The 25849-nt window shown below is 57.9% G+C and carries 21 protein-coding genes and 1 pseudogene; 11 read left to right on the top strand and 11 right to left on the bottom strand.

The window, feature by feature from the left end:
• A pseudogene (locus GA0061102_RS20250) lies at nucleotides 1–429 on the top strand (bifunctional methylenetetrahydrofolate dehydrogenase/methenyltetrahydrofolate cyclohydrolase); the annotation flags it as partial.
• A 201-nt stretch (nucleotides 430–630) separates the two neighbouring features.
• On the opposite strand, the gene GA0061102_RS20255 reads toward GA0061102_RS20250, so the two are convergent.
• The 11 genes from GA0061102_RS20255 to GA0061102_RS20305 form a co-directional block, all read right to left on the bottom strand.
• The gene (locus tag GA0061102_RS20255; RefSeq protein WP_139115078.1) at nucleotides 631–1779 is read right to left on the bottom strand and encodes a mandelate racemase/muconate lactonizing enzyme family protein; all 1149 of its coding nucleotides are present in this window, start codon (nucleotides 1777–1779) and stop codon (nucleotides 631–633) included.
• A 235-nt stretch (nucleotides 1780–2014) separates the two neighbouring features.
• A complete protein-coding gene (locus GA0061102_RS20260) occupies nucleotides 2015–3178 on the bottom strand; it encodes a M20 aminoacylase family protein (protein ID WP_092852576.1) in 1164 nt (387 codons plus the stop codon).
• Nucleotides 3179–3237: 59 nt separating this feature from the next.
• Entirely contained in the window at nucleotides 3238–4671 is a 1434-nt protein-coding gene (locus GA0061102_RS20265) for an aldehyde dehydrogenase (protein WP_092852578.1), read from the bottom strand.
• A gap of 40 nt (nucleotides 4672–4711) precedes the next feature.
• On the bottom strand, nucleotides 4712–6295 hold the full coding sequence (locus GA0061102_RS20270; protein WP_092852580.1) for a GMC family oxidoreductase: 1584 nt from the start codon (nucleotides 6293–6295) through the stop codon (nucleotides 4712–4714).
• A 43-nt stretch (nucleotides 6296–6338) separates the two neighbouring features.
• Nucleotides 6339–8177: a dipeptide ABC transporter ATP-binding protein gene (locus tag GA0061102_RS20275; protein WP_092852582.1), complete on the bottom strand. Its 1839-nt coding sequence runs from the start codon at nucleotides 8175–8177 to the stop codon at nucleotides 6339–6341.
• Between the two features lie 2 nt (nucleotides 8178–8179).
• Nucleotides 8180–9094 carry an ABC transporter permease gene (locus GA0061102_RS20280; protein WP_092852584.1) on the bottom strand — a complete coding sequence of 305 codons (915 nt, stop codon included), beginning with the start codon at nucleotides 9092–9094 and terminating at the stop codon, nucleotides 8180–8182.
• Nucleotides 9094–10080 (bottom strand): ABC transporter permease, encoded by a 987-nt coding sequence (locus GA0061102_RS20285; RefSeq protein WP_208858675.1) that lies wholly within the window; start codon nucleotides 10078–10080, stop codon nucleotides 9094–9096. Before GA0061102_RS20285 ends, GA0061102_RS20280 begins: the two co-directional genes overlap by 1 nt.
• A gap of 44 nt (nucleotides 10081–10124) precedes the next feature.
• A complete protein-coding gene (locus GA0061102_RS20290; protein ID WP_092852588.1) occupies nucleotides 10125–11678 on the bottom strand; it encodes an ABC transporter substrate-binding protein in 1554 nt (517 codons plus the stop codon).
• Between the two features lie 399 nt (nucleotides 11679–12077).
• Nucleotides 12078–13112, bottom strand: a complete 1035-nt coding sequence (locus tag GA0061102_RS20295; protein ID WP_139115079.1) for a helix-turn-helix transcriptional regulator — start codon at nucleotides 13110–13112, stop codon at nucleotides 12078–12080.
• 332 nt (nucleotides 13113–13444) lie between these two features.
• On the bottom strand, nucleotides 13445–13669 hold the full coding sequence (locus GA0061102_RS20300; RefSeq protein ID WP_092852592.1) for a hypothetical protein: 225 nt from the start codon (nucleotides 13667–13669) through the stop codon (nucleotides 13445–13447).
• A gap of 82 nt (nucleotides 13670–13751) precedes the next feature.
• The gene (locus tag GA0061102_RS20305) at nucleotides 13752–14531 is read right to left on the bottom strand and encodes a DeoR/GlpR family DNA-binding transcription regulator (protein ID WP_245298076.1); all 780 of its coding nucleotides are present in this window, start codon (nucleotides 14529–14531) and stop codon (nucleotides 13752–13754) included.
• Between the two features lie 468 nt (nucleotides 14532–14999).
• On the opposite strand from GA0061102_RS20305, the gene GA0061102_RS20310 reads away from it, so the two are divergent.
• The 10 genes from GA0061102_RS20310 to GA0061102_RS20355 all read left to right on the top strand — a co-directional run bounded on the left by GA0061102_RS20310 (nucleotide 15000) and on the right by GA0061102_RS20355 (nucleotide 25847).
• Entirely contained in the window at nucleotides 15000–16550 is a 1551-nt protein-coding gene (locus GA0061102_RS20310) for an ABC transporter substrate-binding protein (RefSeq protein WP_245298077.1), read from the top strand.
• A 9-nt stretch (nucleotides 16551–16559) separates the two neighbouring features.
• The gene (locus GA0061102_RS20315) at nucleotides 16560–17513 is read left to right on the top strand and encodes an ABC transporter permease (protein WP_092852596.1); all 954 of its coding nucleotides are present in this window, start codon (nucleotides 16560–16562) and stop codon (nucleotides 17511–17513) included.
• On the top strand, nucleotides 17510–19417 hold the full coding sequence (locus GA0061102_RS20320; RefSeq protein WP_092852598.1) for a dipeptide/oligopeptide/nickel ABC transporter permease/ATP-binding protein: 1908 nt from the start codon (nucleotides 17510–17512) through the stop codon (nucleotides 19415–19417). The genes GA0061102_RS20315 and GA0061102_RS20320 overlap by 4 nt, the downstream gene beginning before the upstream one ends.
• Nucleotides 19414–20412: an ABC transporter ATP-binding protein gene (locus tag GA0061102_RS20325; protein ID WP_159432179.1), complete on the top strand. Its 999-nt coding sequence runs from the start codon at nucleotides 19414–19416 to the stop codon at nucleotides 20410–20412. Before GA0061102_RS20320 ends, GA0061102_RS20325 begins: the two co-directional genes overlap by 4 nt.
• Nucleotides 20409–21221: a creatininase family protein gene (locus tag GA0061102_RS20330; protein ID WP_092852600.1), complete on the top strand. Its 813-nt coding sequence runs from the start codon at nucleotides 20409–20411 to the stop codon at nucleotides 21219–21221. The genes GA0061102_RS20325 and GA0061102_RS20330 overlap by 4 nt, the downstream gene beginning before the upstream one ends.
• Nucleotides 21222–21258: 37 nt before the next feature.
• Nucleotides 21259–22065: a carbon-nitrogen hydrolase family protein gene (locus GA0061102_RS20335; protein WP_092852602.1), complete on the top strand. Its 807-nt coding sequence runs from the start codon at nucleotides 21259–21261 to the stop codon at nucleotides 22063–22065.
• A gap of 13 nt (nucleotides 22066–22078) precedes the next feature.
• Entirely contained in the window at nucleotides 22079–22747 is a 669-nt protein-coding gene (locus GA0061102_RS20340) for an RraA family protein (RefSeq protein ID WP_092852604.1), read from the top strand.
• Between the two features lie 34 nt (nucleotides 22748–22781).
• A complete protein-coding gene (locus GA0061102_RS20345; protein ID WP_092852606.1) occupies nucleotides 22782–23828 on the top strand; it encodes an extracellular solute-binding protein in 1047 nt (348 codons plus the stop codon).
• Between the two features lie 80 nt (nucleotides 23829–23908).
• Entirely contained in the window at nucleotides 23909–24991 is a 1083-nt protein-coding gene (locus tag GA0061102_RS20350) for an ABC transporter ATP-binding protein (protein WP_092852608.1), read from the top strand.
• Nucleotide 24992: 1 nt separating this feature from the next.
• Nucleotides 24993–25847 (top strand): ABC transporter permease, encoded by an 855-nt coding sequence (locus GA0061102_RS20355; protein WP_092852610.1) that lies wholly within the window; start codon nucleotides 24993–24995, stop codon nucleotides 25845–25847.
• Nucleotides 25848–25849 lie beyond the last annotated feature (2 nt).

The following is a 25849-nucleotide window of genomic DNA, read 5'->3' on the forward strand; positions in this document are numbered from 1 at the left end:
GACCTGTCGGGCCTCAACGCCGCCGTCATCGGCCGCTCCAACCTGTTCGGCAAGCCGATGGCGCAATTGCTGCTCAATGCCAATGCGACTGTCACGACGGCGCATTCGCGCACGAAGGATCTCGCATCCGTCGCAAGAGGTGCGGATATTCTGGTGGCGGCCGTCGGCCGGCCGGAGATGGTCAAGGCCGATTGGATCAAGCCGGGCGCGACGGTCATCGACGTCGGCATCAATCGTATTGATGCACCCGAGCGCGGCGAGGGCAAGAGCCGGTTGGTCGGCGATGTCGCCTTTGCACAGGCGTCCGAAGTCGCCAAGGCCATCACGCCGGTTCCGGGTGGTGTCGGACCGATGACGATCGCCATGCTGATGGCCAATACCGTCATTGCAGCTCATCGTGCCGCGGGAAAGCAGCCACCGAAGTTTTGAGCGGCCCTGTTGCAAAATTTTCTTAGTGTAGAATGGAATTCCAGACGGTCTGTATTTTTGGTGAGGAAGCCCTTCATTTTAACCGATCGCGGCCGCGCTTCACTGTTGTGGAGTGATTGTTCAAAGCCGTCTGCGATCAAGAGAAGGAATATTTTTCTCTGATTTTACGGCTCTAAAAAATTTGCAACAGCGCCCTTTTGATCACGCGATACGGTAGCATTCGATCACGGCTTGATCGGGCTCGATGCCAAGACCTGGCCCGGTTGGGACAGCGAGCCTGCCGTTCACCGGTAGTGTCGCGCCATTGTAGATTTCGGCCTCAAAGTGACAGTAAAGCCGTTCGAGCAGCGGAACCGTACGCTGCGCCGCGTTGAGGTGAACGGTGGCAATTTGCCCAGGGCCGAACAGCGCACAATGAGGAACAAACTCGATCGCGCTTGCCTCGCAGAAGGCAGCAATCTTCATCAGTTCGGTGATACCGCCGGTCTTTGCGACGTCAGGCTGAGCAATGTCGATAGCGCCGGCGTCCGCCATCGCAACGAAATCCTGCAACGAGCCAGCATTCTCACCTGCGGCAATGCGGTGGCGTTTCTCAGCACGCACTCTTGCAAGACCACGAAAATCGTCCGGTGGCCAGACCGGCTCTTCAAGCCAGAGAAGGTTAAGTTCAGAAAGCCGCGCATCCATGGCAAGTGCCTCGGACACGGACCACGGGCAGTTCACATCGAGCATGACGCTGGCCTTCCCCGCTGCGGCCGTGCATGCTGCCGCGATCTCCGGATACCTAATCTCATGCAGCTTTATGTAGCGATAACCTTCAGCGATGGCGCGCGTAACGGCGGCAGCGACGCCATCCTCGCTGTCGTAACGCAGCAGACTCGCGTAGACTTCCACTTCATTCGCGAAAGGACCGCCCAGCAGATCAACCAAGGGCGCGCCGGCAGCCTTGCCAGCAATATCCCACAGCGCGATATCGACCGCCGAGATCGCGTACATGGTGGGCCCGACGCGTCCGAAGTTCTGCAGACCATATTCGAGCTTGTGTTTGATCTTGCCGATGTGGCGGGCCTCTTCACCAGTCACCAGCGGCAGGATCCGGGTTTCGACAAGACTCTTGAGTGAGCGGTCCTCCGTCCGTGAGAATGCCTCGCCCCAGCCCACGAGACCGGTATCGGTCTCCAGCCTCACAAACAGCGTGTCGAACGTGTTCTTCGGCGCGCTCGTGAACGACCAGACTGGTTTCGCGTCCGACTGAAAAGGCACAGCAACAAGCAGGCACTCAGCCTTTATGATACGGCCAGATTGGGACAGCGATCCAGTTCTCATTGCAGGTTTTGCAGCGATGGTCAAGGAAACAGCTCCGAGTAGTGAACGTGTAGAATTTCAATTAATGGCCCGACATTTGTCGCGAGCAGGGTCGCATCGACAACGGCCTATAGAGATCGAAGACAGACAAGGACATGAGTTGTTGATACTCGCGAAACCTGAGCAATCAGCGATGACGCCCCGGCGCGGCGCATCGACAGGTCCGTCGTTGAGAGCCGTCGATGCGCCGTTCTGGGCATGGGAGGCAGGACGAATGCGGTCATATCCGTAGTCGACCTTCGGCGAGCTCAACCCAATAGTTGACCCCGACCGGAATGATCTCGTCATTGAAGTCGTACTCGGGGTGATGGAGCGGTGCGCTATCACCGGCTCCAATGAATATGTATGCCCCTGGACGCTCTCTCAGCATGAACGCGAAGTCTTCACTTCCCATCACAGGTTCTACATTCCGGTTGACTGCCTCGCTGCTGGTCACGTTTGATGCTGCGAGCGCAGCATATTCGGCGTTGGCCTCAGCATTTACCGTCACCGGATAATCTCGCAGGTAGTTGAGGTTTGCTGTCGCGCCGAACACCTTGGCGGTATGCTCGACCACCTCGCCGAGACGTGTTTCCATGAGATCACGGTCGTCTTCCTCGAGTGTTCGAACCGTGCCTTTCAACAAGGCTGCCTGGGGAATCACATTGTCGGTCAATCCCGAGTTAAAGGCGCCGAACGAAAGGACAGCGCTTCTTAACGGATTGATGCTTCGAGAAACGATGGCATGCGCGCTCGCGACCAGATGCGCACCAACAAGGATCGGATCGATGCTGGAATGAGGTTTGGCGGCATGACCTCCCTTACCCTTGATCTCAATCGAGAACCTATCCGCGGCTGCCATAATCGCGCCTGGACGGATCGCAAAGGTTCCGGCCGCCATTCCAGGCATGTTGTGCATACCGTAGACCTCCCGGATGTTGAAGCGATCCATCAGGCCATCTCTGATCATCTCCCTTGCTCCACCGCCACCTTCCTCGGCCGGCTGGAAGATCACCGCGACGGTTCCATTGAAAAGTCGCGTCTCCGCGAGATATTTAGCGGCGCCGAGCAGCATTGCCGTGTGGCCATCGTGCCCGCAGGCGTGCATCTGGCCAGCTGTTACGGACGAGTAAGCTTTCCCGGTGGCCTCGATGATAGGAAGCGCGTCCATGTCGGCGCGCAACCCGATCACTGGACCGCCTTCGCCAGAGCCACGGATCAGTCCAACGACGCCGGTTCTCCCGACGCCAATGATGACCTCGTCACATCCGAATTCCATGAGCTTCTCTGCGACGATACGAGCAGTGCGCTGAACCTCGTACTGCAACTCGGGATGCATATGAAAGTCACGACGCCATTCCGTGATTTCACTGTGCAGATCGGAAATTCGCTTGTTCATACGCATTTCAGATGCCCTGCCGTTGAAAAGGTTCTGCAAGTCCACGCGGCACGCGGGGCTGCGGGTCAAATGCTTATGGCCTTGTGCTCGACATAGTGGCCTATGCCCTCAGCACCGAATTCACGGCCGATGCCGCTTTGTTTGAATCCGCCAAAGGGAGCCAATAGGTCTGTGGGAGCCCCGTTGACCGTAACGCTACCAGTTCGAATTTGGCGCGCTACTCGAAGGGCCTCCTCGGTATCCGGCGTCCAGACCGAGCCAGAAAGCCCATAGTCTGAATCGTTTGCAATCTGGATGGCCTCTTCGACGCCCCTATAGGGGATGAGGCAAACAACGGGTCCGAAGATTTCTTCCCGCGCAATACGCATCGCGTTATCGACATTCGTGAAGACCGTTGGCTTTACGAAGGTGCCATGGTTGAGCCCGTCCGGCATCCCTTCGCCGCCGATCGCGACCGACGCACCCTCGTGGACGCCGGTGCGGATGTAATCGAGGACCCGTTGGCGTTGGCGATCAGATACGACCGGACCAAGGAATGTCGACTCCTGGGTAGGATCACCCACCGCCATTTTGGCGACGTCCTCGACCATGGCTTCGCTAAAGTCAGTGTAGATCTCATCGGGCACCAGCACACGCGTCTGGGCAACGCAAACCTGTCCGTTGTTCGGGAACGATCTGTAGCGGAGAGCGCTAACGGTGCTCGCTATGTCAGCGTCCGGAAGTACGATGGCCGCCGACTTTCCGCCCAACTCAAGACTGACTCGCTTGAGGCGTTCGCCTGCAAGGCTCGCGATCCTCCTGCCGGCCACGGTCGAGCCTGTAAAACCAATCTTGTCCACTCCTGGGTGCGTCACCAGATGCTCGCTGACATCGCGGTCTGCAGCAAGAATACTGAGAACGCCTTCCGGGAGGCCCGCTTCGCTGAATAGTTCGCCGAGAAACTGTCCGTCGAGGGCGGTTTCGGGAGCGAGTTTCAAGACGACGCAGCAGCCGGCCATCAGTGCAGGGTATAGCTTCGCCAGTGCGACCTGATGGGGAGCGTTCCACGGAATAATAGCTGCGACTACGCCAACAGGTTCCCTGGTCCAGAGCGATTTCCCTTCCGGGTATCCATCCCGCTTCTGTTCCCACGGATATGCGTTTGCGGCCTCGAAGTAGGCAAGGCTTTGGTTCCTGATCAGCAGCTGAATGTTCTTAGTGAACCACAATGGTGCTCCCATTTCGCGCGAGACGAGTTTGGCGAACTCATCCGATTTCCGTTCATAGAGGTCGAAGAAACGCTTGATGATCGCCATACGCTCATTCGGCTTGAAGCGAGGCCAAGGTCCGTAGTCAAAAGCCTCGCGGGCTACGGAAACGGCGCGATCGATATCCTGCTTGGAAGCAAGCGGTGCCGAGCCAACCAGTTCCCCGTCGAACGGCGAGCGTATTTCAATGATGTTCTTGCTGTGCGGTTCGACACGTCGGCCGCCGATAAAGTGCTGGGTAAAATGGGTCATGAGTTGAGCCTTCATCTTGAGAGATGCTAGGTGATTGGGGTCAGGCTTGGATGAGGTCTGCAGCGCGTTCCCCGATCATTATCGAGGTCGCGTTGGTGTTGCCTGCGATGTGGCGCGGAAAGATGGAGGCGTCCGCCACCCAAAGATTCTCTGCTCCCCTGACGCGAAGGTCGGGCGAAATGACCGAACGGTCGTCAGCGCCCATCCTGCAGGTTCCGACCGGGTGGTAGAAAGGAACGGTTGCCTTTCGGACGTATGCTTCGTCAGCCTCACGGCCTGCTCCGGTTGGCGGAGCATCTAGGAACTTGATCACGCGATTGCCGAATGGGGGGGTGGACGAGATCTTCCGAACCCAGTCCAACCCTCTAAGGACGCCGGCGAGATCGTCTGGATGATCAAGAAGACGCGGATAGATTTTTATGGGAGCAAACGGATCCGCGGAAGCAAGCTCTAGATGTCCCAGGCTCTTGGGATGATTAAGATTGACCAGGATTGTTACGAGGTTCTGGTCCGGGACCTTGAGCTTGCCCTTCTCCCGCTTCCAACCGAACGGGAAGAGATGGAACTGAAGGTCAGACTCGGGTTGCTCCGGTATCGACTTGAGGAAGGCCAGTACCTGTGCGGTTGGTACGCTCATAAATCCAGATCGCGTTGTTAGCCACTGAGCGAAGGATTTTATCCCGTTTATCGGCTTCGCCATGCTGTTGGCGGTCTCGACATCCAGTTCCGCAAGGACGTAAAGTCCCGGATGTTCCATTAGGTTTTGGCCGACCTGCGGACTATTGACCAGCGGCGTTATTCCGTGCCGCTTGAGCTGTCCAGGTTCTCCGATGCCTGAGAGCATGAGAACTTGAGGCGAGTTGATAGCGCCCGCCGACAGGATTACGCCGCGCCGCGCCATCAAGGTAACCTTCTTTCCATCCCGGATTGCTGCGACGCCGGTGGCTTTCGTCCCATTGAAGAGGATGCGCTCCACGACGGTACCGTCCATGAACTGGAGGTTTGGATCGCCGAGCTTCGGCTTGACAAAGGCTTCCCATGCCGAATGGCGTTTCCCGTCGCGGGTAGAACCCTGGTTCCAGGAAACGCCATCGTGGCAAGCGCCATTCAGGTCAGGGTTAAAGGAAATTCCGGCTGCCACGAAGCTGTCGATGAATTGCTTGGAAACCGGGTGTTTCCAGCGCAGAGCGGAGACCCGCTGAGGACCCATTCCGCCGCGGAATGAGTTGTCCTTGTCGTTGTCCGCCGTCTCCATCTTGCGGAAGTAGGGGAGTACCGAATCCCAACCCCATCCCGTATTGCCCATTGCTTCCCAGGCATCATAGTCCGCCGCGGCTCCCCGGATGAAGATCATGCCGTTAATGGCTGACGATCCGCCGGGAATCCTTCCGCGTGGCCACGTCTCAACCAGATCGTCACGCGTCGGATCGGGCTGCGTTTCGTAGTTCCAGTCGTACCGCTTCTTGCCAATCGTGTGGATCAACATTGCGGGGAGATGGGTGAGGTTTAATCGTTCGCGTTTCCCTGCCTCGATCAATAGGACCGACGCTTTCTTCTCCACAAGCCGCGCGGCGAGAGGACTTCCCGAACTTCCAGACCCAACAATGATGTAATCAAATTCCATTTCAAGCGCTCGTTGCTATTGGTGTTTCATGTAACGCACCGGCTCATTCGGCGGGGACGTTGATCTCCTGCAGGTGGCATGCGGCAAGATCGTCGAGGCCACGAACTCTCAGGCGAGGATCGTCTGTCGCGCACCGGTCGAAGGCAAACGGACAGCGCGTTCGAAAGCTGCATCCTGGAGGGATGTTGATGGGATTTGGTGGCTCTCCTTCAAGCAGGTAGGTCTCGGCCTTATAGGGACGATCCTCGATCGCCGGAACCGCGCTCAGTAGGGCTCTTGTGTAGGGGTGACCGGGATCGAAGAACGTTCTTTCATTGTTGGCCAGTTCGACAACCCGACCGAGGTACATAACCGCGACGCGATTGCACGCTCGTCTCACCATCCCGAGATCGTGGGAAATATAGATGTACGTAATGCCGCGTTGGGCCTGCAAGCGGTCAAACAAAGCCAGGAGCTTGCTTTGTTCCACTTGGTCAAGTGCCGACAATGTCTCATCGAGGATGAGAAGTTCAGGGTCCAGAACTAGCGCGCGAGCGATGCTTACGCGTTGTCTCTGGCCTGCACTGAGACCGACGGGAAGCTTGTCATAAAGTTCAACGCTAAGACCAACCTCATGCATCGTGGCGGTCACCCGATCATGCACCTCGCGACGTGGCACGCCGTGGATGAGCAATGGCTCGGCGATCGTCCTCCCGATAGTCAGATGTGGAGGAATCGAGTTGTATGGATCTTGGAGAAGAAGCTGAAATCCACGACGAAGGGTCAAGAGTTCCTTGGCCTTCATGTTGGCAATGTCTTGGCCCTTGAAGAGGATTTGACCGCTATCAGGTGCTTCGAGACAGCTCAGGAGCCGCGATAAGGTCGACTTGCCACAGCCGGACTCGCCGACAATTCCGAGGTTGTCTCCCTTATAGACATCGAACGAGACTCCGCGGACTGCCTGAACAATCTGCTTACCGAAAAGCTTCTCGCGATCTTTGGTGGCATAGAATCGATCAACATCCCGCACGGAGAGGATCGGCTCCATTTCGGGAGCAGCGGCGGCAGGCGCCGGTGCGGCGGTGTCCGGGCCGCCTTTCCAGATACGCGGAATGTCGGCGATAAGATGTTTTGTGTAGTTGTGTTGTGGAGTGGACAGCAGCTGTCCAACGCTCTGGTTTTCGACCACACGGCCGTTCGCCAGGACCAGCACGTTGTGCGCTATCTCGTTGATGACGCCGAGGGATGAGGACACGAAGAGGATTGCAGTTTTAAAGTCCCGCTGCAGATCCTGCAGCAAACGCAATATCTGGGCCGCAACAGTCACGTCCAGCGGCTGCGTGATGTTGTCGGCGACCAGCAAGTCAGGATTGGTCACAAGCGCATCGACGATCATGACGCGTTGCATCATCCCGCCGCTGAACTGAAAAGGAAACTCGTAAAAGCGTTCTCTCGCGGAGGGAATACGGACCGCGTCGAGAACCTGCACGACCCGCGCAGCCGCGTCTCTAGTTGAGATGCCGGGCTCAACCGATCTCAGCTTTTCGACGATCTGGCGGCCGATCGGAAGGGTAGGATCCAGTGCGCTTCCCGGATCGGATCCGATATAGGCGATCTTGCGACCGCGAAGCGCCTGCATTCGCGCTGGAGGCAGAGTGAGGAGGTCCTGCCCTCGATAGAGGATGCTTCCGTTTGACACCCGAAGCGGATGGCTCACCCAGTTCACCAGAGCGCGCGACAGAACGGTTTTCCCCGAACCGCTTTCCCCTATAATTCCCAGGACTTCGCTATCTGAAACGGACAGCGAGACGTTGCTCAGGACGGGACGGGTACGGCCGTCGCCAAGGTCGAGGTCGAGGTCGACGACAAGGTCTTTGACCTCCAAGATCTTTTCGCTCATCATCTTCAAGCCCCCTGCAGAATCCGGTTACGCGATCGTTCCAGAGCTCCGCCCATCAAGTTGATGCCGCACAGCGACACAGCAAGCAGCAGGCCCGGCACAGTGGTGACCCACCACGCGTTCATCAGGTATTTCGTACCATCGGCGATGATGGTGCCGAAGGTCGGAGTGGGCGGCTGCACGCCGATGCCGATGAAGCCGAGAACGGCCTCGAAGATCATCATGCGGGCGACATCGAGGACGGCAACGAATGCGATCGGCGGAAGGATGTTCGGTGCGATGTACACGAGGAGGATGCGCAGATCCGACGCCCCGAGAATCTTGGCTGCCCGCACATACTCCTTCCGACGCTCCGAAAGGGTTACGCTGCGTGCAACTCGGGCATAGGCGGGCCATCCCGCCAAGACGAGAACCAGGATGATCGTCAGGGGTGTGGGCCGCGACAAGCCGAGGATTGTAATAGCGAGAATGATCACGGGAATGGACATTTGCGCATCCGTGATGCGCATCAGTATGAGGCCGACCCATCCGCCGACATATCCGGCCACCATGCCGATCGCCGAGCCTAGCACGAACATTCCGACCACGCTGGCAACGCCGATCATCAGTGCATTCCGCAAGCCGATGAGCGATCGGGTGAAGAGATCCCGGCCAAGCTGGTCGGTGCCGAAGATATATGGCCAGCTGGACGGATCGAGCAGGGCCGGTGGGAGGAACTTTTTGCTTACGTTGAATTTCGTTGGCGACAAATCCAGCAGGTAGGGGCCAACGAGTGAAAGGAGGATGAGACCTATGACAATCGCCAGACCAATTCTGAATTCCGTCGTGCGCGAGGCCTGAAGGAAGATATTGGATCCAAGGCTTCGACCCTTGGTGCGTGGGGACTGTGGTGTTGTCATCGCTGCAAGATCTGTGGACATTAGTACTGGAGCCTCCGATCGATGGTCGTCGCAGCAAAGTCGACTAGGACGTTGACAATGACGAGGGTGGCGCAGGCCAGGATCGCGATAGCCTGGATGATCGGAAAGTCTCGCTGAAAGACGGCGTTAATCATCAGAAGGCCAATTCCTGGATAATTGAAGACGTATTCCGCCACGAACAGGCTGCCGAGAAGCAGGCCTACTGCCTGAATGCCGAGCACGTTGAGCAGCGGGATCATCGAGTTCCGAAGGACGTGGGCGACGATCATCCTCAGCCGCGATAGGCCCCGGATCTGCCCGACCGCAACGTATGCTTCCAGCAGATTTCCGCTTACCGACACCGAGATGGAGCGGATCAGCACCGGAGCGAGCTCCACCGCCAACACGAGTGCTGGCAGGACAGCGTAGCTCGGGCCCTTGTATCCGATGGCGGGGAGCCAACCGGCCTTGGCGGAGAACAGAAAGATGAAGACTAACCCAAGCCAGACGTTTGGAAGCGAGACGAAGATCGAACTGAGGTAGAGCGCGAGCTTGTCCGGCCATTTTCCCGAGTTCAAGCCGGCCGCGATGCCGATTGGCAGTGCTATCGCCAGCGAGAAAAGGAAAGCCAGGCCCGCAAGGATCAGGCTGTATGGCAGACTTGTCGCTATGAGCTCGATGACAGAGGCGCGGTTTGCGGTGTCGAAAGTGCTTTCACCGCGCGAACCGCCTGTGCTTCCACCCTGTGCACTTCGAACGAAAGAACGTCCGAAGTCGCCCGTGAACACCTGCCCGATGTAGCGGGTGAACTGCACGGGGATGGGGTCTCTGAGGCCCATTTTCTGTGCAGTCTCCTCAGCAACTGCTGCCGAGACCATCGGACCCAGCATCATGCGTACAGGGTCGCCGGGTACGACGCGCAGCAGGGTGAAGATCAGCATTGTCACGAGGACAACGATTACAAGTCCCTGCGCAATTCTGCGCAGGAAGAAGTCAAGTGCGAACAACATCTGCATTTCCAATCAACGTGTTGGCCTGGCCAGCCTCGTCGTCAGACGAGGTCGGCCTTACTCAGATCGATCGGGCCGTTCGGGAAGTAGTAGGCGCCCTTTAGGTTCTTCGCGGCTCCATGGAAGTTGATGGTCGAGAATAGCGAAAAGCTCGGCATCTTCGAAGCCATCACCGGGAACGTTTCCTCGTGGAGGATCTTCAATCGCTCGTCCGGATTCTTCGCATTGCGCTCCTTGTCGAGGACTGCGTCAATTTCCGGGTCGTTGACGCCGGAAATCAGGGCAGCCTTGGAATGCCAATTCGGGCGTAGGACAAGATCCGGCTCGGGCGAACCCGACAGCCATCCGACATCGCACATGTGTCCCTGGCCCTGGCCGTCGGCGCCACGGTAGATCGCCTGTTCCCACGCGGCCGGTTCCAACACAGTCAGTTGGACGTTGAAACCCTGCTCGGCCATCATCGCGGTGATAAGTTCACCATACTCCTTGGTCTTCGGATAAAAACCGATCGAGGTAATGTACTCAAGTTGCGGCAGGCCTTCGCCTTTCGGAAATCCCGCTTCCGCTAGGAGACGCTGAGAGGCTTCCGGATCGTATTTCGGATAATTCCCGATGTCGGAAAACCCGAACTTGCTTGGCGAAATGAAGCAACTAGACGGCTTGGCGGCAGCTCCCATGAGTTCGAGGATCTGATCGCGATCGATCGCATGGCACGCGGCAAGGCGGATACGGGGATCGTTAAACGGCGGTTTGTTACAACGAAAATGAAGATATTTGTTCTCAGTCGACAGGCCGCTATGCGTCGCAACATTGGGATTTTGCGAGAGGGTGGCGAATTGTTCCGGTTCAAGCCGTTCCGCGATCTGATATTCGCCGTTGAGAAGACCAAGTACACGGGTGTTGGCATCCGGCACGTAAGCGTAAACGATCTCGTCGATCTTTGGACGCCCGCCGTAGAATTCGTCGTTGGCGGCGAGGAAGTTCTTGTCACCCTGCGTGGAGACGTACTTGAACGCATTCGTGCCGTTGGGCCGCTTCTGGAGAATCGTCGGATCGGCGACGTCTTTTGCCGATAGAATAGGAAGGTAGCTCGAGATGAACCAGAATGCGGATGCGGGATAGCCGAACTTCTCCGTCTTGATGCGGGCGGTCAGCTTGTCCACTACTTCCACCTCGACCTGGCCAGGATAAAGGGACGCCGCCGGTCTGGCGGACTGACAGGCATACTCCATCGTAGCCTTGACATCCTCTGCTCCGAACTCTTTGCCGTCATGGAACTTGACGCCGTCTCTGAGCTTGAATTCGAGCGTATAAGGATCAATCAATTTCCACTCGACTGCGAGGTCCGGCTCAAGCGCGGGCGGTTTTCCCTCCTCCATCGTGCAGCGAGTAAGGTGATTGAAGACGAACTTCTCGAAGTTCGACTGACCGATCGTGGTGTGTGACGTCGGATCCCAGTTGCCAGTCACCGGACCCATCGACGCAAGAACAACGGTCTTCTTCGATTGAGCCCATACCAGGCTTCCCTTCGTACCAACCGCATTCGCGGCCGCGAATACACTGGCGCCAACTAGTACCTGTCTGCGTGTTACCATTTTGGTTCCCCTTTGCTGCAGAACGATGCGTAGCGGACCGGGATCGGCGTGAACCCGATGCCGCACAAATGCGAGCCGTCTAAGGGGAACTGCCGGATACGAAGGCGACGGCGGGAGAACGTTGTCCAGCATAATCGCATCGGCCGGCGTAAACACATCGCAGGAGTTTCAACGTAAACCCGGTCCTACGAGAGACGGCGTTTGACTGCCTCTTGTCGTTCCCCATTATTCTTAACGCGGTCTTTTTGACCTGCCATGGAAAGCGAGTTTATGTCGTTGCTAGCGAATTGTATTTGACCAAACGGCCGAATGTGTTGTCGCAACGGTTCGATCTTGGCTGGTGCTGGAGACTCATGGTGTCCTCGGCACTGGCTTCCCCGCTTCAGCACCCAAGGAGGATTAAGTGGTCCTACGCTCGCTTGGAGGGACGCCAAATTGACGTGTAAATGCTCGCGTAAAAGAGGATACTTCGGAGAAGCCAATTCGGTGAGCAACCTCACTAACTGAGAGCCCGTCGCTCCGCAAAAACTCATTGGCCTCCTGCATGCGCCAATCGCGCCAGTAAGCCTCGACGGACGTCCCGTAGACAGCCCGAAATCCGAGAATTAGCTTGGTTCGATTGATGCCGACTGCCCGTGCTAGCGCGGCGAGCGGTTCCATATGATCGATCTTGCTCTTGAGGATCGTAGCTACCTCATAGATCTTACCCAAGTCTCTGTCAGAGAGCCTATAGGACGGCTCTTTGCCGTGATCGAGCGCGCCCTGGAAGAGAGTGGCGAGAATCTCCAGGTACTTGGAATAGACAAAGGCTCGACGAACCCCGCCCCGAAACTGACAGTTAAGCACCTCGTTTACCGCCGTGTAAAGTTGGGGAGAAAGCGGAATGGAAATATGATGGGCGGAGTCCTGCTTGTCTCTGGTTAGCCATTCTAGATCAGAAGGCATTCTCGATGCAGAAGTCTCAAGCAGCCGGGTCAAAGCGTGAGGCTTCAGCCAAAGACAGGCAATCCTCCAACTGTCATCTGTGGGGGAAAATCTCTTTATTTCAGTTCCCGCCGGGTACCGCATAATTGTTCCCATGCGGCTTGGCTGGTCTACCTTTTGATATCCTGCGATTTCTTCGTAACCACCGACACCCAGCCGAAGACAGAAATGTATCCAGTCGTCGTCGCCAATCACTTGGCGGTGACGACTGACGCTGGGGACAGGAAACGGTGTGGCTGTCCCAGTAAAAGCCAACGCATCGGGAGCAAACTGGATCAAATCCTGAACGTAAGTGCCGCCCTCAACCGATGTTCTGACAAACATACCTCGATCGTCGTCGTAGTAACGACCTCGGGGCTCTGGCTCTACACCGTAGTACGCTTGCGCCACTTTCCGGTCGAACAGCATTTCGTAGTTGATCGGCACATTCATGTCGACCGACGTGTCCATGTCAGTCACCTCGTGTTCACTCGATACATCCGCCGACGGAGACACCTCGGCCACTGCAGATTCCCCCGGTGGAGCTTACGAATGTTAGAATGTCATCGAATTGATAGAATGGTCAAGCGCCTGCCCATATCCAGACATTTGATGTATTACGCGCCGGCGTTCCCCGCCCTTCGTATTTTATCTCGATAGACCTGAGAGGCAACACTCGAAGGATCAATAGCGTCAAAATGCGCGATGGCAGTCAAAATTAAGGTTGCAAATTACCGAAACGGCCCGTTCGGGCATATCAGCCGCTGTGCAAGGCGTGTGGGGTCGGGCTTACTCTCGCGCCTTTACCCGAGTGAGCCCGAACCAATCGCGCTGATCGTGTTGGTATTGTCATGCGGGACGCATTGCTCGCTATAAAGAGGATCGAGCTTCTTGCCGAAGCGATCACAAAGGCAATTGTCATCGAAGGTCCGCATGGTTTCCTCTCGATAGTTCCCGCCCCACATTGATTCCACGACGCTATGGATCGCCTCGAAAGCGTCGCTCTCCAACTTGTGTGGAATGGCCAAAGCGATTCTCCACCTGGGCGTCTATTCCGGTTTCGGCTTAAGATCGGCTTCCGTCTCGCGGAACTTCTTTCGTGGAAGTCGGTCAGGCAACGATCAGATTAACTCCGGCAGTTTCGAGAGCTCTTGCCATTGCCATCGACGGTTGCGCGTCAGTGACGATTGTGTGAATCTTCAAAAGCGGCACGACTTCGAATACGGCGCTGCGCTCGAATTTGCTATGGTCGGCAAGAACGATCACGTTATCCGCCCGTTCGATCATGGCCTTGGCGATCTCGGCCTCCTGAACGTCAAAATCCATAATGCAGGATGAATTGATAGCGCCGACCGTAAGGATAGCGTGCTGAGCCCGGAATTTGGAGATCTGCTCCAATGCGAGCGGTCCGACACTCTCGCCTGCCTCGGCGGCATAAGCGCCACCAATGAGGAAAATTTTATGGTTTAAGTTCGCCGAAGCGACGCTCGCAATCTTCGGGGAATTGGTGATGATTATCAGCGATGAATTCGTCGCCAGAGCTTCGGCCATTGCGATAGTCGTGCTGCCGGTGTCGATGAACAATGAATCATCGGGACGCAGCAGGCGGCTCGCTGCATGCGCAATCTTCTGTTTGGCTTCGACATTCTGCGCCATTCGGAGCGTAAACGGCCCCTCTTTCTCCTCATTAATCTTTGCAGGAGTGGCAAGAAGCCGCGCGCCGCCGTGATACTTGCGCACTTCGCCGATCGCCTCGAGCCGGGTCAGGTCGCGTCTGATCGTCTCACGCGATACTCCCAGCCGCTCAGCAAATTCCTCGACAGTCATCTCTCCTGCTTTTTGCAGAAGCGACCTTATTTCTTCATGACGTTGCGATTGCTGCAAAGCCAACCTCTCCGTGAAAAATTGTCGTCATCCCTTCATTGTTGAGTCATTGCTCCACTGCCGTTCCGGGCCGTCAAGGGTCATAAGTGTGTGCTTGCCACATCTCACTACTCGGTTTTGACGAGCATTCTCGCTCTAATTGACCGTAACGCCGTTGGAATCACGACCGTTCTCCGTGTGTTTATCGAGTTATCCGTACGCCAGGCCAACCACAGCGTCAATGCGCGCCTGCCTGAACGCCCACATATCCATTTGTGTATTCACAGTGCGGCACCAAATATGACCGTACGGGCGTAAAAACCACAAATTGACGCCTGATAAAACAAGAAATTGCGACCGAAGGCCGGCGATCGGGCGAAAAATTTCAAAATTTGGCTTTATTTTGTAGTTTTCCCGTTGTAAGATCTTCAGGCATTGTTGATACGGTCAAAACAACAACAAGGAGCGACCGATCAATCATTAAAGGGGAGCGTTATGACTGATTCGTTTTTTTCCGATGCGCTACTGCGGCCGACGCGTCGCAATCTCATGACGATGATGGGGGGCGCGGCGCTTGCGCTTTCCCTCCCGAATATGTCGGCTTCGGCTGAAAATGCCGTGCTGCGGTTCGCAATCTCGGCATTTCCGCCGAACCTCAATCCATGGGAAAACACCGGTGCGACGGCCGGAACCGTAAAGCTCATGTTGATGCGGGGCTTGACGGGGTACAGCGAGAAGGGCGAACTTGTCGGCGAACTGGCCGAGAGCTGGAAGTTGGTCGATCAGACGACTTATGCCTTCAAGCTGCGCGACAACGCCTTCTTCCACAACGGAAAGCCGGTGACGTCTGCCGATATTGCCTATTCGTTGAAGAAGATACTCGCCGACGATTCGACGGCTTACCTGAAGCGCGACCTGTCGGTCATCAAGGACGTGGAAATTGTCGACGATAAGAGTTTCCGCCTCAAGCTTTCCGAGCCGAGCGCGACCCTTCTCTATATTCTCGGAAACTGTGATTGCCCGATGATTTCGGCTGACAGTACGGCGACCGAAATCATCGGTGCCGGGCCGTTCCGCAAGAAGAACGACGAGCGCGGCGTCTTCATCGAGGTCGAGCGTTTCGACAAATTCTACAAGGTCGGCCAGCCTTCGGTGAAGGGCGTGCGTTTCGTTGTCTATTCCGACGAGAACCTGCGTTATGCGGCTCTCGAAGCGGGCGATGTCGATCTCATCGAGTATGTGCCGTGGCAAAAATTCGACGCGGCTGAAGCCAATCCGCAGCTTGATATCCAGACTTCTCTCGGCCCGTTCATGTTCCTGCTGTTCAACGCCAGCAAAGGACCGTTTGCGGATGCCCGGGTGCGCCAGGCCATCGGTTACGCCATCGAGCGGCAGGATGTCGTCGATGCTGCCTTTGCTGGTCGCGGCGAACCGCTGCTAGGCTTCCCAAACCCCCAGGGCTCTCCGTTCAATCTCTCGGACCCCGCTTCTGAATGGCGTTACGATCCGGAAAAGGCAAAGGCGATGCTCGCCGAGGCCGGGTATCCTAACGGTTTCGAGTGCCGGCTGCTGGCGACCTCGACCTACGGCATGCATCAGGATACGGCTTCCGTCGTTCAGGCGCATCTGCAAGTGATCGGGATCAACGCCACGCTGCAGTTGCCGGACTGGGGCTCGCGTATTACCGCCGGCAAGAACGGCGACTACGACATCGCGGTGCATGGTACGTCGAGCTTCTTTAACGATCCCGATGCGCTGGCGGCTCTGCTGCGTACTTCTTCCGGTTCGTTCCTCCAGTCCTTCGGCTTCAAGAGCGAGCGTATCGATGCGCTGCTACAGAAGGGCCGTGCCGAACTTGATCCTGTCAAGCGCGAGGCGATCTACAAGGACCTCGTGAGGGCGTATTTCGAAGAAGTGCCCCAGGTGCCGCTCAACTGGCGTCAACAGGCCTATGCGACGAACGTAAAGGTGAAGGGCTTCAAGAACCTGCCCGGCTTCCTGAACGTCTTGTCAGGGTACACGATCGATCAGATCACGTTGGGTTGAGGTTCGCCGATGCCTGCCTTTCTCATTCGACGCGCGCTCGGTGCGGCTGCCATGTTGTGCGCCGTCGCAACGATCGTCTTCTCGATCCTGCAAATCGTGCCGGGCGATCCGGCCGAGCTACTGCTGAGTTCAGGCGGGCGGACGGTTACTCCCGAGGCTGTTGCAAATCTGCGCACGCAAATGGGTCTCGATCGGCCCGTTACCGAACAATATGCCAACTTCATGAAGGACCTGGCGGGGCTGGATTTCGGATCGTCGATCATCGATGGTTCTTCAATTTCCGGCAATATCGGTGCCCGGCTGCCGAGAACGCTCGAGCTGATCGCGGCGGCCGCCATCATTGCGCTTGGCGTCGCCATTCCGGCTGGTACCTTCGCGGCGCTCAACGCCGGTGGCACCTTTGACCGAATTGCGTCCGGTGTCAGCGCACTTTTCATGTCGGTTCCGGTATTCGTCGTCGGAACCATCTTCATCTATCTGTTTGCGCAGACCCTGAATATCTTGCCCGCTGGCGGCTATGTGCCCCTTGCACAGTCTCCCGGGCAGCACCTGACGGCGCTTTTCCTCCCGGCGCTGTCGGTGTCTCTTGGCCTGATGGCGATCGTCTACCGCATGGTGCGTGGCTCCGTGATGGAAACGCGCTCGAATGATTGGGTTCGGACGGCGAAAGCCAAGGGGCTTCCGTGGCGCAAGGTGGTTCGCAGTCACATTCTGCGGAACTCCCTTGGTCCGGTCATCACTGTGATAGGCATCCAGCTCGGTGTGCTGCTCGGTTCCACTGTTCTAGTTGAGTATGTCTATAACTGGCCGGGACTAAGCGGCTTCTTGGTGACCGCCGTCGAACAGCGCGACTATCCGGTCGTTCGCGCCGTCATCATGACCGTCTCGGCCATCTTCATTTTGATCAATCTGGTGGTTGAGATCATCTACAGCCTCCTCGACCCGAGGATTCAACTGAAATGAAACGTCTGGTCGATGTTATCCGTCGCTTTCCGCTCAGCCTGATTGTTCCGACGGTCCTGCTTCTGCTCGTCCTCGTCATCCCGTTCCTGGCGTCGTTCATCACCTCGGCCGATCCGGTCAAGATCGCTGTCCGTGATCGCCTGGCCCTTCCGAGCTTGGCTCACCTGCTCGGACAAGACGAGTTCGGCCGCGACCGGCTGGCACGCCTTCTCTATGGCGGTCAGGTGTCGTTGGCAGTCGCCTTTGCTTCAGCGGCAATTGCAGCCTTGGTCGGCGTCTTGTTCGGTCTGATCGGAGCCTATTTCCGCGGCCCATTCGAATTCGTCACCAGCCGTCTTGCCGATATCGTGCTCTGTTTCCCGCCGATCCTGCTGGCGCTGCTCGTGGTCACGCTATTCGGACCAGGCGCATTGACGTTGGTTGCGGTTCTCTCCATCCTTTACTTTCCGGTTTTCGCCCGCATCACCTTTTCAGAAGCGCTGCGTGTATCTGCCCTGGAATTCGTTGAGGCCTCGCGCGCGCTGGGCACTCCGTCGCACCGTATTCTGCTCGGCACTATCCTGCCCAATATCTCCGGACCTCTTTCGATCCAGTTTTCGTTGACGGTGGCCGCTGCCATCACCATCGAGAGCGGTTTGTCGTTTCTCGGGCTTGGCGTCGTGCCGCCTGCACCCTCCTGGGGGCAGATGATCCGTGGCGCGCGCGGTTTCATGGTGCAGGACCCGCTCGGTATCTTCATTCCTTGCATCGCGCTGACGATCACGATCTTCGCCATCAACCTGTTCTGCGACCGCCTACGCGACGTACTCGACCCAAAGAGTATAACGAAGCGGGCGCGCCTGTTCGTTGCGCAGGCGAGCAAATCCGCCTGCGAGGTTGCGCTCGACATGGCGACAGTTGCTCGAATCGATGGCCTGCGGCTGGAAACGCTCGGTGCAAAGAGCGCCCCCATCCCGCTCATCGAAGACGTGTCCATCGATCTCCGGGAAGGGGCATGCACGGCACTGGTCGGCGAAAGCGGTTCCGGCAAGTCCCTAACTTCGCTTGCCCTGATGGGGCTCCTTCCGGAAACCATCCACAGGGCAGGGGGGCAGCTCTCGCTGCGCGCCAAGTCCGGTGAGCTCGTCTCGCTGGACAGGGCCGACGAACGCACCATGGAGCGGGTTCGCGGCGATGAGATCGCCATGATCTTCCAGGATCCGATGACGTCGCTCAATCCCGTCCACAAGGTCGGCGATCAGATGGTCGAGGCAATTCTCGCCCATCGCCCGATGAGCCGCAACGATGCCAGGGGGCTGGCGCTTAAGCTGCTTCAGATCGTGGGCATCAACGAAGCCGAACGCCGCTTCAACGGCTATCCCCATCAGATGTCGGGCGGCATGCGCCAACGCGTGATGATCGCCATGGCTTTGACCTGCGAGCCGAAGCTATTGATCGCCGACGAGCCGACGACGGCGCTCGACGTGACGATCCAGGCCGAAATCATGGATCTGTTGCAGCGCCTGCGCAGCGAATATGCCAACGGCCTTAGCATGCTGTTCATCAGCCACAACCTCGCCATCGTTTCGGAAATCGCGGACCGCATCCTGGTGATGTATTCCGGTCAGATCGTAGAGGACGGACCCGCGCGCGACGTGCTATTCGACCCGCGCCATCCCTATACAAAGGCGCTCATCGCCTCCATGCCTTCGACGCATGAAGGCCTTCATTCCGCCCGTGGCGACCGCCTGCAAATGATCGGTGGCGCGCCGCCCTTACCGCATGCCCGCCCATCCGGATGTTCCTTCCGCGACCGCTGTCCTGTAGCGATGCCAGCTTGTTCCGCCGAGCGGCCGCAGTTCAAGTCATTTGCAAGTGAAGATCGTCGCGTGCGCTGTCTGAAGGCCGGGGAGCTGGCCGCATGAAGAAACATCTCACGTTGGAAAACGGTCCGTTACTCGAGGTCAAGAACCTCTGCAAGAGCTATCCGGTTGCGCGGAAGGGCCTGTTCGGCAGCAGAAGAATGACGGTCCTGCGCGATGTCAGTCTGTCGCTCGGTTTCGGCGAAGTGCTGGGCCTCGTTGGCGAAAGCGGCTCGGGTAAAAGCACGATCGGCCGTACCATTCTCAACTTGGCTAAGGCGGATACCGGGTCGGTACGTTTTGACGGCAACGAACTGGTGGGTGCGGACGCTGGTACGCTGCGGCGCTTGCGTAAGGACATGCAGATCATCTTTCAGGATCCGTATGCCAGCCTCGATCCACGCAAGTCCGTGCGTGCTACGCTGTCGGAGGCGCTCGATACGCATGGACTGCACACAGGCGCAGCGCGCGAACCGCGTCTGCGCGAACTGTTGAATTTGGTCGGCCTCAGTCCCGATTTCCTCGATCGCAAGCCGCATCAGTTTTCCGGCGGCCAACGCCAGCGCATCGGCATTGCCCGTGCGCTTGCCGTAGAACCGCGCTTTATCGTTGCCGACGAGGCAGTCTCGGCGCTCGACGTTTCCATCCAAGCCCAGATCCTCAACCTGATCGCCGACCTGCGAGAAAAAACCGGCGTTTCGCTGCTGTTCATCAGCCATGATCTGTCCGTAGTCCGTTTCATCTCGGATCGTGTTGTCGTGCTCTATCTCGGAAGGGTGATGGAAAGCGGGCCGGCAGATGCGGTTCATTTCTCACCGGGGCATCCCTACACCGCAGCGTTGGTTTCCGCTGAGCCCAGCTTGCATCACCAGAAGACACGCGTCGCCTTGAGCGGGGAAATCCCGTCACCACTGTCGCCGCCGAGCGGCTGCGTGTTTCGCACGCGATGCCCTTTCGCTCTGCCGGGTTGCGCGGACAAGGTGCCGGAACTGCGGGAGTTTTCGCCAGGCCGATGGAAGGCTTGCATTAGAGACGATATATCGGAAGGGCGCCCATGACCAACAAGATCCGAATTGCTGAGCTCACCAGCGAAGAGGCTCGCCAACATCTCAACGCCGAAGCCGTCTTGCTGGTGCCGATGGGCTCGCTTGAGGACCAGGGAACCCATGCTCCAATGGGCGACTTCATGGCGGCAGACGCCGTTGCGATGGATATTGCAAAGAGCGCGCGCGCCGCTGGTGTCCAGACTTTTGTTGCACCCGTCATTCCTTTTGGCGGCAAGGACTTCTTCGAGAGTAGCCACGGCGGCGTTTCGCTGCGGCACGAGACGTTGGCGATGATCCTAAACGACATGATCGGTTGCTTCATTCGCCATGGCCTCAAACGCATCCTCATTGTCAACGGCCACGGCGGCAACGTGCCACCGATTACCGAGGTCGCCCTGAGATGGCGGCAATCCCACGGTGTTTTCATCACTTCTATGTATCTGTGGCAGATCAGCTATGGGCTCTTGCAGAAGATATTAGGTCCCGAGCGCGCGGCGCAGAGCTCCGGTCACGGCGCCGATCCGCTGACTTCGGTCGGCCTGCATTATTTTCCCCAGCTTCTGCGCTCCGACTTGATGCGCAACCCGACCCCTGGTCTCAAGGTTGGCGGCGTTGAGGTCGGCGGTTACGGCACGCTGTCCTATGGCGGCGTATCGTTTCAGGCCCCGACCGAGGCTGCGGAGAACGCACCGGACGGCGTGTGGGGTGGTGATCCGCACCTTTGCTCTGCTGAGACTGGCGCTGCACTGGTCGCGGAGCTAGTGCGTTTGGGCGCCGGCTTCATAAAAGACCACGTGGCGCGCGGCTTTAGAGCAACGTGAACCCAAGACATTCGTTTTCTAAAGTGAGGAAAGACCCATGAAAGTATCCCTAATCCAGATGAATTCGCAGGACGACAAAGCCGCGAACCTGAAGGAGGCCGAGCGCCTGATCCGGGCTGCCGTCGCTCGCGACAAGCCGGATCTCGTGGTGCTGCCCGAGAACTTCACCTATCTCGGCGAAGGTCGCGACAATATCCAAGCGAGCGCCGATACCTTCCCCGATGGCGAATCCTACAAGTTGATGCAAGGGCTGGCCACCGAGCTTGGCGTGACGTTGCATGCCGGCAGCATGATCGAGCGCGAGGGTAACGCTCACTACAATACGACGGTGGTCTTCGATCCCAGGGGCAAGGAGGTCGCTCGTTATCGCAAGATGCACCTGTTCGATGTGGAGACACCGAATGGCTTTGTCTACCGTGAATCCGATGCCGTCTGCCATGGCGAAGATGTCGTGACCTATCGTGTCGGCGACGTCACCGTGGGTTGCGCCATCTGCTACGACATGCGGTTTCCGGAGCTTTTTCGCGCCTTGCGTGACAAGGGTGCCCGGATCATCGTCTTGCCGGCCGCTTTCACACTGCAGACCGGCAAAGACCACTGGGAGCCGATCCTGCGCGCCCGCGCAATTGAAACGCAGACCTGGTTCTTGGCGACTGGCCAAGTGCTGTCGCATGCGAGCGGCCGGAAATGGTGTTGGGGCCACTCGATGGTCATTGATCCCTGGGGTCACATCACCGCACAGTGCTCCGACCAAGTCGGCTTCGTTTCCGGCTATCTCGACTTCGACTACCAGGACAAGATCCGCATGAACCTGCCGGTCGCGCAGCACCATGTTCTCAAGTGAGGAAGCGCTCCCCATGTTTATTGTCAATGCCATGCCCGACCAGATTCCGGCAGAGATTGTGGAACTTCTGGAACGGACCGAAACGGCGACTGTCGGGCACATATACCATTCTGGATTTGTCGATCGCGACATCCAGGCGGTACTGCCGCAGCACCGCGTTGCCGGCACGGCTGTCACCGTCCGCATCCCGACACACGATTCCGCTATGCTTCACTACGTCATCAACATGGCGCGTCCGGGCGACATCATTGTCGTCGATCGTTGCGGCGACAACCGCCACGCCTGTTGGGGCGGCGGTGTGACCAACGCCATGAAGCTGGCGGGTGTCAAGGCAGGCATCATCGATGGTCCGGGGACCGACTTCTCTGAAGTTCGGCGCCTAGATTTTCCGCTCTGGTGCCGCGGCCCGTCACCGATCACCACGAAAATCCTCGGCCTCGAAGGTGCGATTAACGTACCGGTGTCGGTCGGCGGCCAGACGATTGAGCCGGGCGACGCCATCCTGGCGGATGAAAGTGGTGTGCTGGTGCTGAAGCTGTCCGAGGCCGAGGCTGTTGCCCGCAAGGCCATCGGCATGCAGGAGGCCGAGCTCGTGATGCTCGAACGCCTGCGCAAGGGCGAACGCATCGCCGATATTAGCGGTGCAACGGCCATGATCGACAAGGCGCTCGGTCGCGTCTGACAACACAACTCTAGAACCAAACAAGGAGCAGAGAATGAAAAGGGGAACCCTGTTCACATATATAGCATCGGCGGTAGTGGGTCTCGGTCTCTTCGCGGGCGCCGCATCGGCACAGACGGTTGTGACGCTGGGCGGCTACGGCGAGCTGTTTGCCGACCAGTACAAGAAGGCCGTCGTTGATGCCTTCAACGCCAGCCAGACAGAGGTGAAGGTCGAGTACTACGCCATCGGTGGTTCGGCCCAAATCCTCGGAACACTGCGTGCACAGAAGGCCGCACCGCAGGTCGATGCGGTCATAATGGACATCGGCGTCGCCAAGGCTGGAACCGACGAAGGCCTGTTCGACAAGGTCGACGAAAGCGTCAGCAAGCATGTCGCCGATCTTTATCCGCAGGCACGCCTCGACGGCGTGGCAGGCGTAGGCTTCACGCTCGACAACGTCGTTCTGCTCTATGACAAGGAAAAAGTCACGCCCGCGCCGGACACCTGGGAAGCGCTATGGGGCAAGGGGCTCGAGCGTAAGGTCGCCATTCCGGCACCGCCCGAAATCCTTGGCATGTCCCTCACCGTCATCGCCGAGAAGATGGCGGGGGGCGGCGACTTCGTTACCAGCACGCAAAAGGCGATCACGAAGCTAGGCCTGCTTTCCGGCAATGTCCTGACCTTTGAGCCGAAGCCCGATCCGTATACGCCGATCATGAGCAAGCAGGCATTGCTCAGCGTTGGTTGGAACGCTCGCGCGCAATATTTCTCCGCTCAGCCCGGCTCCAATCTTGGCGCGGTGCTACCAAAAGAAGGCAGCGTCTTCCAGGTGAACTCTCTCAACCTCGTCAAAGGCGCGAAGAATACCGAGGCTGCTAAGAAGTTCATCGATTACGCGTTGGGCCCGGAAGCGCAGGCCGCTTTCGCCAAGGCGATGTTCTATGCTCCGGCGAATTCCAAGGTTGAGCTGCCGGATGAAGTCGCATCGCGGACTGCCGCCAAGTCCATGGACCGCATGCTGCCGATGAACCCGCTCGAAGCTGCCAAGGTGCGTGATCGCATCCTGCAGGAATGGCGGCGTGGTGTCATCTCCCGCTGAAGCGGACAAGGACCCGGGCTCCGCGGAAACGGGGAGCCCCATTTTAAGAGGCGCGCAAGGGCGCGGCCGAGGACCCTATCATGACGATTCAACAAGCAACGGCGTCTGGTGGCTACCTTCACCTGCACAAGCTCAGCAAGCACTACACAAGTTTCGTGGGTGTAGACGCTCTCGACCTGAACATCGCTTCCGGCGAACTCGTTGCACTGCTCGGTCCGTCAGGTTGTGGCAAAACGACCACCTTGCGCATGATTGCCGGACTGATCCCCGTCACTTCGGGCACTATCATCGTCGGCGGGCGCGATGTGACGCATATGCCAACTTACAAGCGTGACATGGGCATCGTGTTTCAGAACTATGCTCTATTTCCGCATATGACCGTTGGAAACAATGTCGCCTTCGGTCTTGAGATGCGCGGCATCGGAAAGGACGAGATCGCCACGCGGGTTCGTGAGGCGCTGGCGATGGTACGTCTGGAAGGCAAGGAAGACCGCAGGCCGACCGAGCTCTCCGGCGGGCAGCAGCAGCGCGTGGCGCTGGCCCGCGCCCTCGTCATTCGTCCTTCCATCCTTCTTCTCGATGAGCCGCTTTCCAACCTCGACGCCAAGCTGCGCGACGAGATGCGCCAGGAAATCCGCGATATCCAGAAAAAGCTCGGCATCACCGCGATCTTCGTCACCCACGACCAGACGGAAGCGCTGGCAATGTGCGACAAGGTGGCGGTCATGAACTCCGGAAAGCTGATGCAGATCGGTACGCCCCACGAGATCTACGAACATCCGGCCAATCCTTTCGTGGCTTCGTTCGTCGGGCGCGCGAACCGAATTGCCGCCGAAAATGCCGGCGGACGTGAATATCGTATCGGTACACACACCATTCGGGCCGATCAGGCCTTGTCCGGAAAGGTTCAGCTGATGATGCGGCCGCATCGGATCAGCCTGTTGCGGCAAGGCGACACAGTTCCCGACGTGGAAAACGTCGTCTCGGGCATCGCGCGCGCCATTACCTATATCGGTGATGTTCTGCAAATAGGGGTGCTCGTGGATGGCACTGAGATCACCGTCGAACGATCGACACGTTCGCGCGAAAGCATGCCGCAAGAGGGTGAAACCGTGCGGCTTGCCTGGTCAATGGTCGATACGCTCGTCTTCCGGGAGGACTAGCATGTCGCAGTCACGGTCCTCTTCTCCGGTTTCTCTGACCACGGCCTTTCTTCTGCCGATCATCATCATCAATGCGATCGGGTTCATCCTGCCGATCGTTAATCTCGCCAAGTTGTCCTTCGCACAAGCCCTTGTCGGCGGGGGTATCGGGGAGGCGTTCACGATCGACAATTGGGCAAGCTTGATAGGTGATTCCTATTACGGGCGCATTTTGTTGAATTCGGTTCTCGTGAGCCTGGCGATCACACTGCTCGCGCTGCTTTGCAGCTACCCGATCGCCTTTTTCCTGCACCGTACCGAGGGCCGGCTGAGAACCATGCTGACCGTGCTCGTCATTTCGCCACTGCTGACCTCGGCGGTTGTGCGCACCTACGGGTGGGTCGCCATCCTTTCGGACACGGGGTTGATCCCATCGTTGCTCGGCCGGTTCGGCGTCCAGGCACCGCCGATGATGTTCAACACTACGGGTGTTATCGTCGGCCTGACGGAAATCCTGATGCCTTACATGATCCTGGCGCTGCTGGCGGGTTTTGGCCGCCTGGATAGCAATTTAGAAGATGCCGCCCGCTCGCTCGGTGCTTCGGAGGTCCGTGTCTTCCGCCGTATCATCCTGCCACTGACGCTGCCTGGTATCGCGCTTGGTTGCCTGTTGGTCTTCGTGCTGGCCATTTCGTCGTTCATCACGCCAAAACTGCTCGGCGGGGGGCGCGTATTCCTCTTGGCGACGGAAATCTATGACCAGGCAATGGTGACACTTAATTGGCCGCTGGCCGCGACGCTGTCGATGCTGGTGCTCGTCGTGTTCGGCGTTGCGGTCGCGCTTTACGCCCGCATTCTGCGCCAGCTCTCGTTCTAGGA

The sequence above is a fragment of the Martinezella miluonensis genome (assembly GCF_900094545.1).
GTDB classification, from domain to species: domain Bacteria; phylum Pseudomonadota; class Alphaproteobacteria; order Rhizobiales; family Rhizobiaceae; genus Rhizobium; species Rhizobium miluonense.

Coding starts and splice junctions, on each gene's coding strand:
- GA0061102_RS20260 (WP_092852576.1), bottom strand. CDS start 3,178: ATGCGTATGAACAAGCGAATTTCCGATCTGCACAGTGAAATCACGGAA.
- GA0061102_RS20265 (WP_092852578.1), bottom strand. CDS start 4,671: ATGACCCATTTTACCCAGCACTTTATCGGCGGCCGACGTGTCGAACCG.
- GA0061102_RS20270 (WP_092852580.1), bottom strand. CDS start 6,295: ATGGAATTTGATTACATCATTGTTGGGTCTGGAAGTTCGGGAAGTCCT.
- GA0061102_RS20275 (WP_092852582.1), bottom strand. CDS start 8,177: ATGATGAGCGAAAAGATCTTGGAGGTCAAAGACCTTGTCGTCGACCTC.
- GA0061102_RS20280 (WP_092852584.1), bottom strand. CDS start 9,094: ATGTCCACAGATCTTGCAGCGATGACAACACCACAGTCCCCACGCACC.
- GA0061102_RS20290 (WP_092852588.1), bottom strand. CDS start 11,678: ATGGTAACACGCAGACAGGTACTAGTTGGCGCCAGTGTATTCGCGGCC.
- GA0061102_RS20295 (WP_139115079.1), bottom strand. CDS start 13,112: ATGGACACGTCGGTCGACATGAATGTGCCGATCAACTACGAAATGCTG.
- GA0061102_RS20310 (WP_245298077.1), top strand. CDS start 15,000: ATGACTGATTCGTTTTTTTCCGATGCGCTACTGCGGCCGACGCGTCGC.
- GA0061102_RS20315 (WP_092852596.1), top strand. CDS start 16,560: ATGCCTGCCTTTCTCATTCGACGCGCGCTCGGTGCGGCTGCCATGTTG.
- GA0061102_RS20320 (WP_092852598.1), top strand. CDS start 17,510: ATGAAACGTCTGGTCGATGTTATCCGTCGCTTTCCGCTCAGCCTGATT.
- GA0061102_RS20325 (WP_159432179.1), top strand. CDS start 19,414: ATGAAGAAACATCTCACGTTGGAAAACGGTCCGTTACTCGAGGTCAAG.
- GA0061102_RS20330 (WP_092852600.1), top strand. CDS start 20,409: ATGACCAACAAGATCCGAATTGCTGAGCTCACCAGCGAAGAGGCTCGC.
- GA0061102_RS20335 (WP_092852602.1), top strand. CDS start 21,259: ATGAAAGTATCCCTAATCCAGATGAATTCGCAGGACGACAAAGCCGCG.
- GA0061102_RS20340 (WP_092852604.1), top strand. CDS start 22,079: ATGTTTATTGTCAATGCCATGCCCGACCAGATTCCGGCAGAGATTGTG.
- GA0061102_RS20345 (WP_092852606.1), top strand. CDS start 22,782: ATGAAAAGGGGAACCCTGTTCACATATATAGCATCGGCGGTAGTGGGT.
- GA0061102_RS20350 (WP_092852608.1), top strand. CDS start 23,909: ATGACGATTCAACAAGCAACGGCGTCTGGTGGCTACCTTCACCTGCAC.
- GA0061102_RS20355 (WP_092852610.1), top strand. CDS start 24,993: ATGTCGCAGTCACGGTCCTCTTCTCCGGTTTCTCTGACCACGGCCTTT.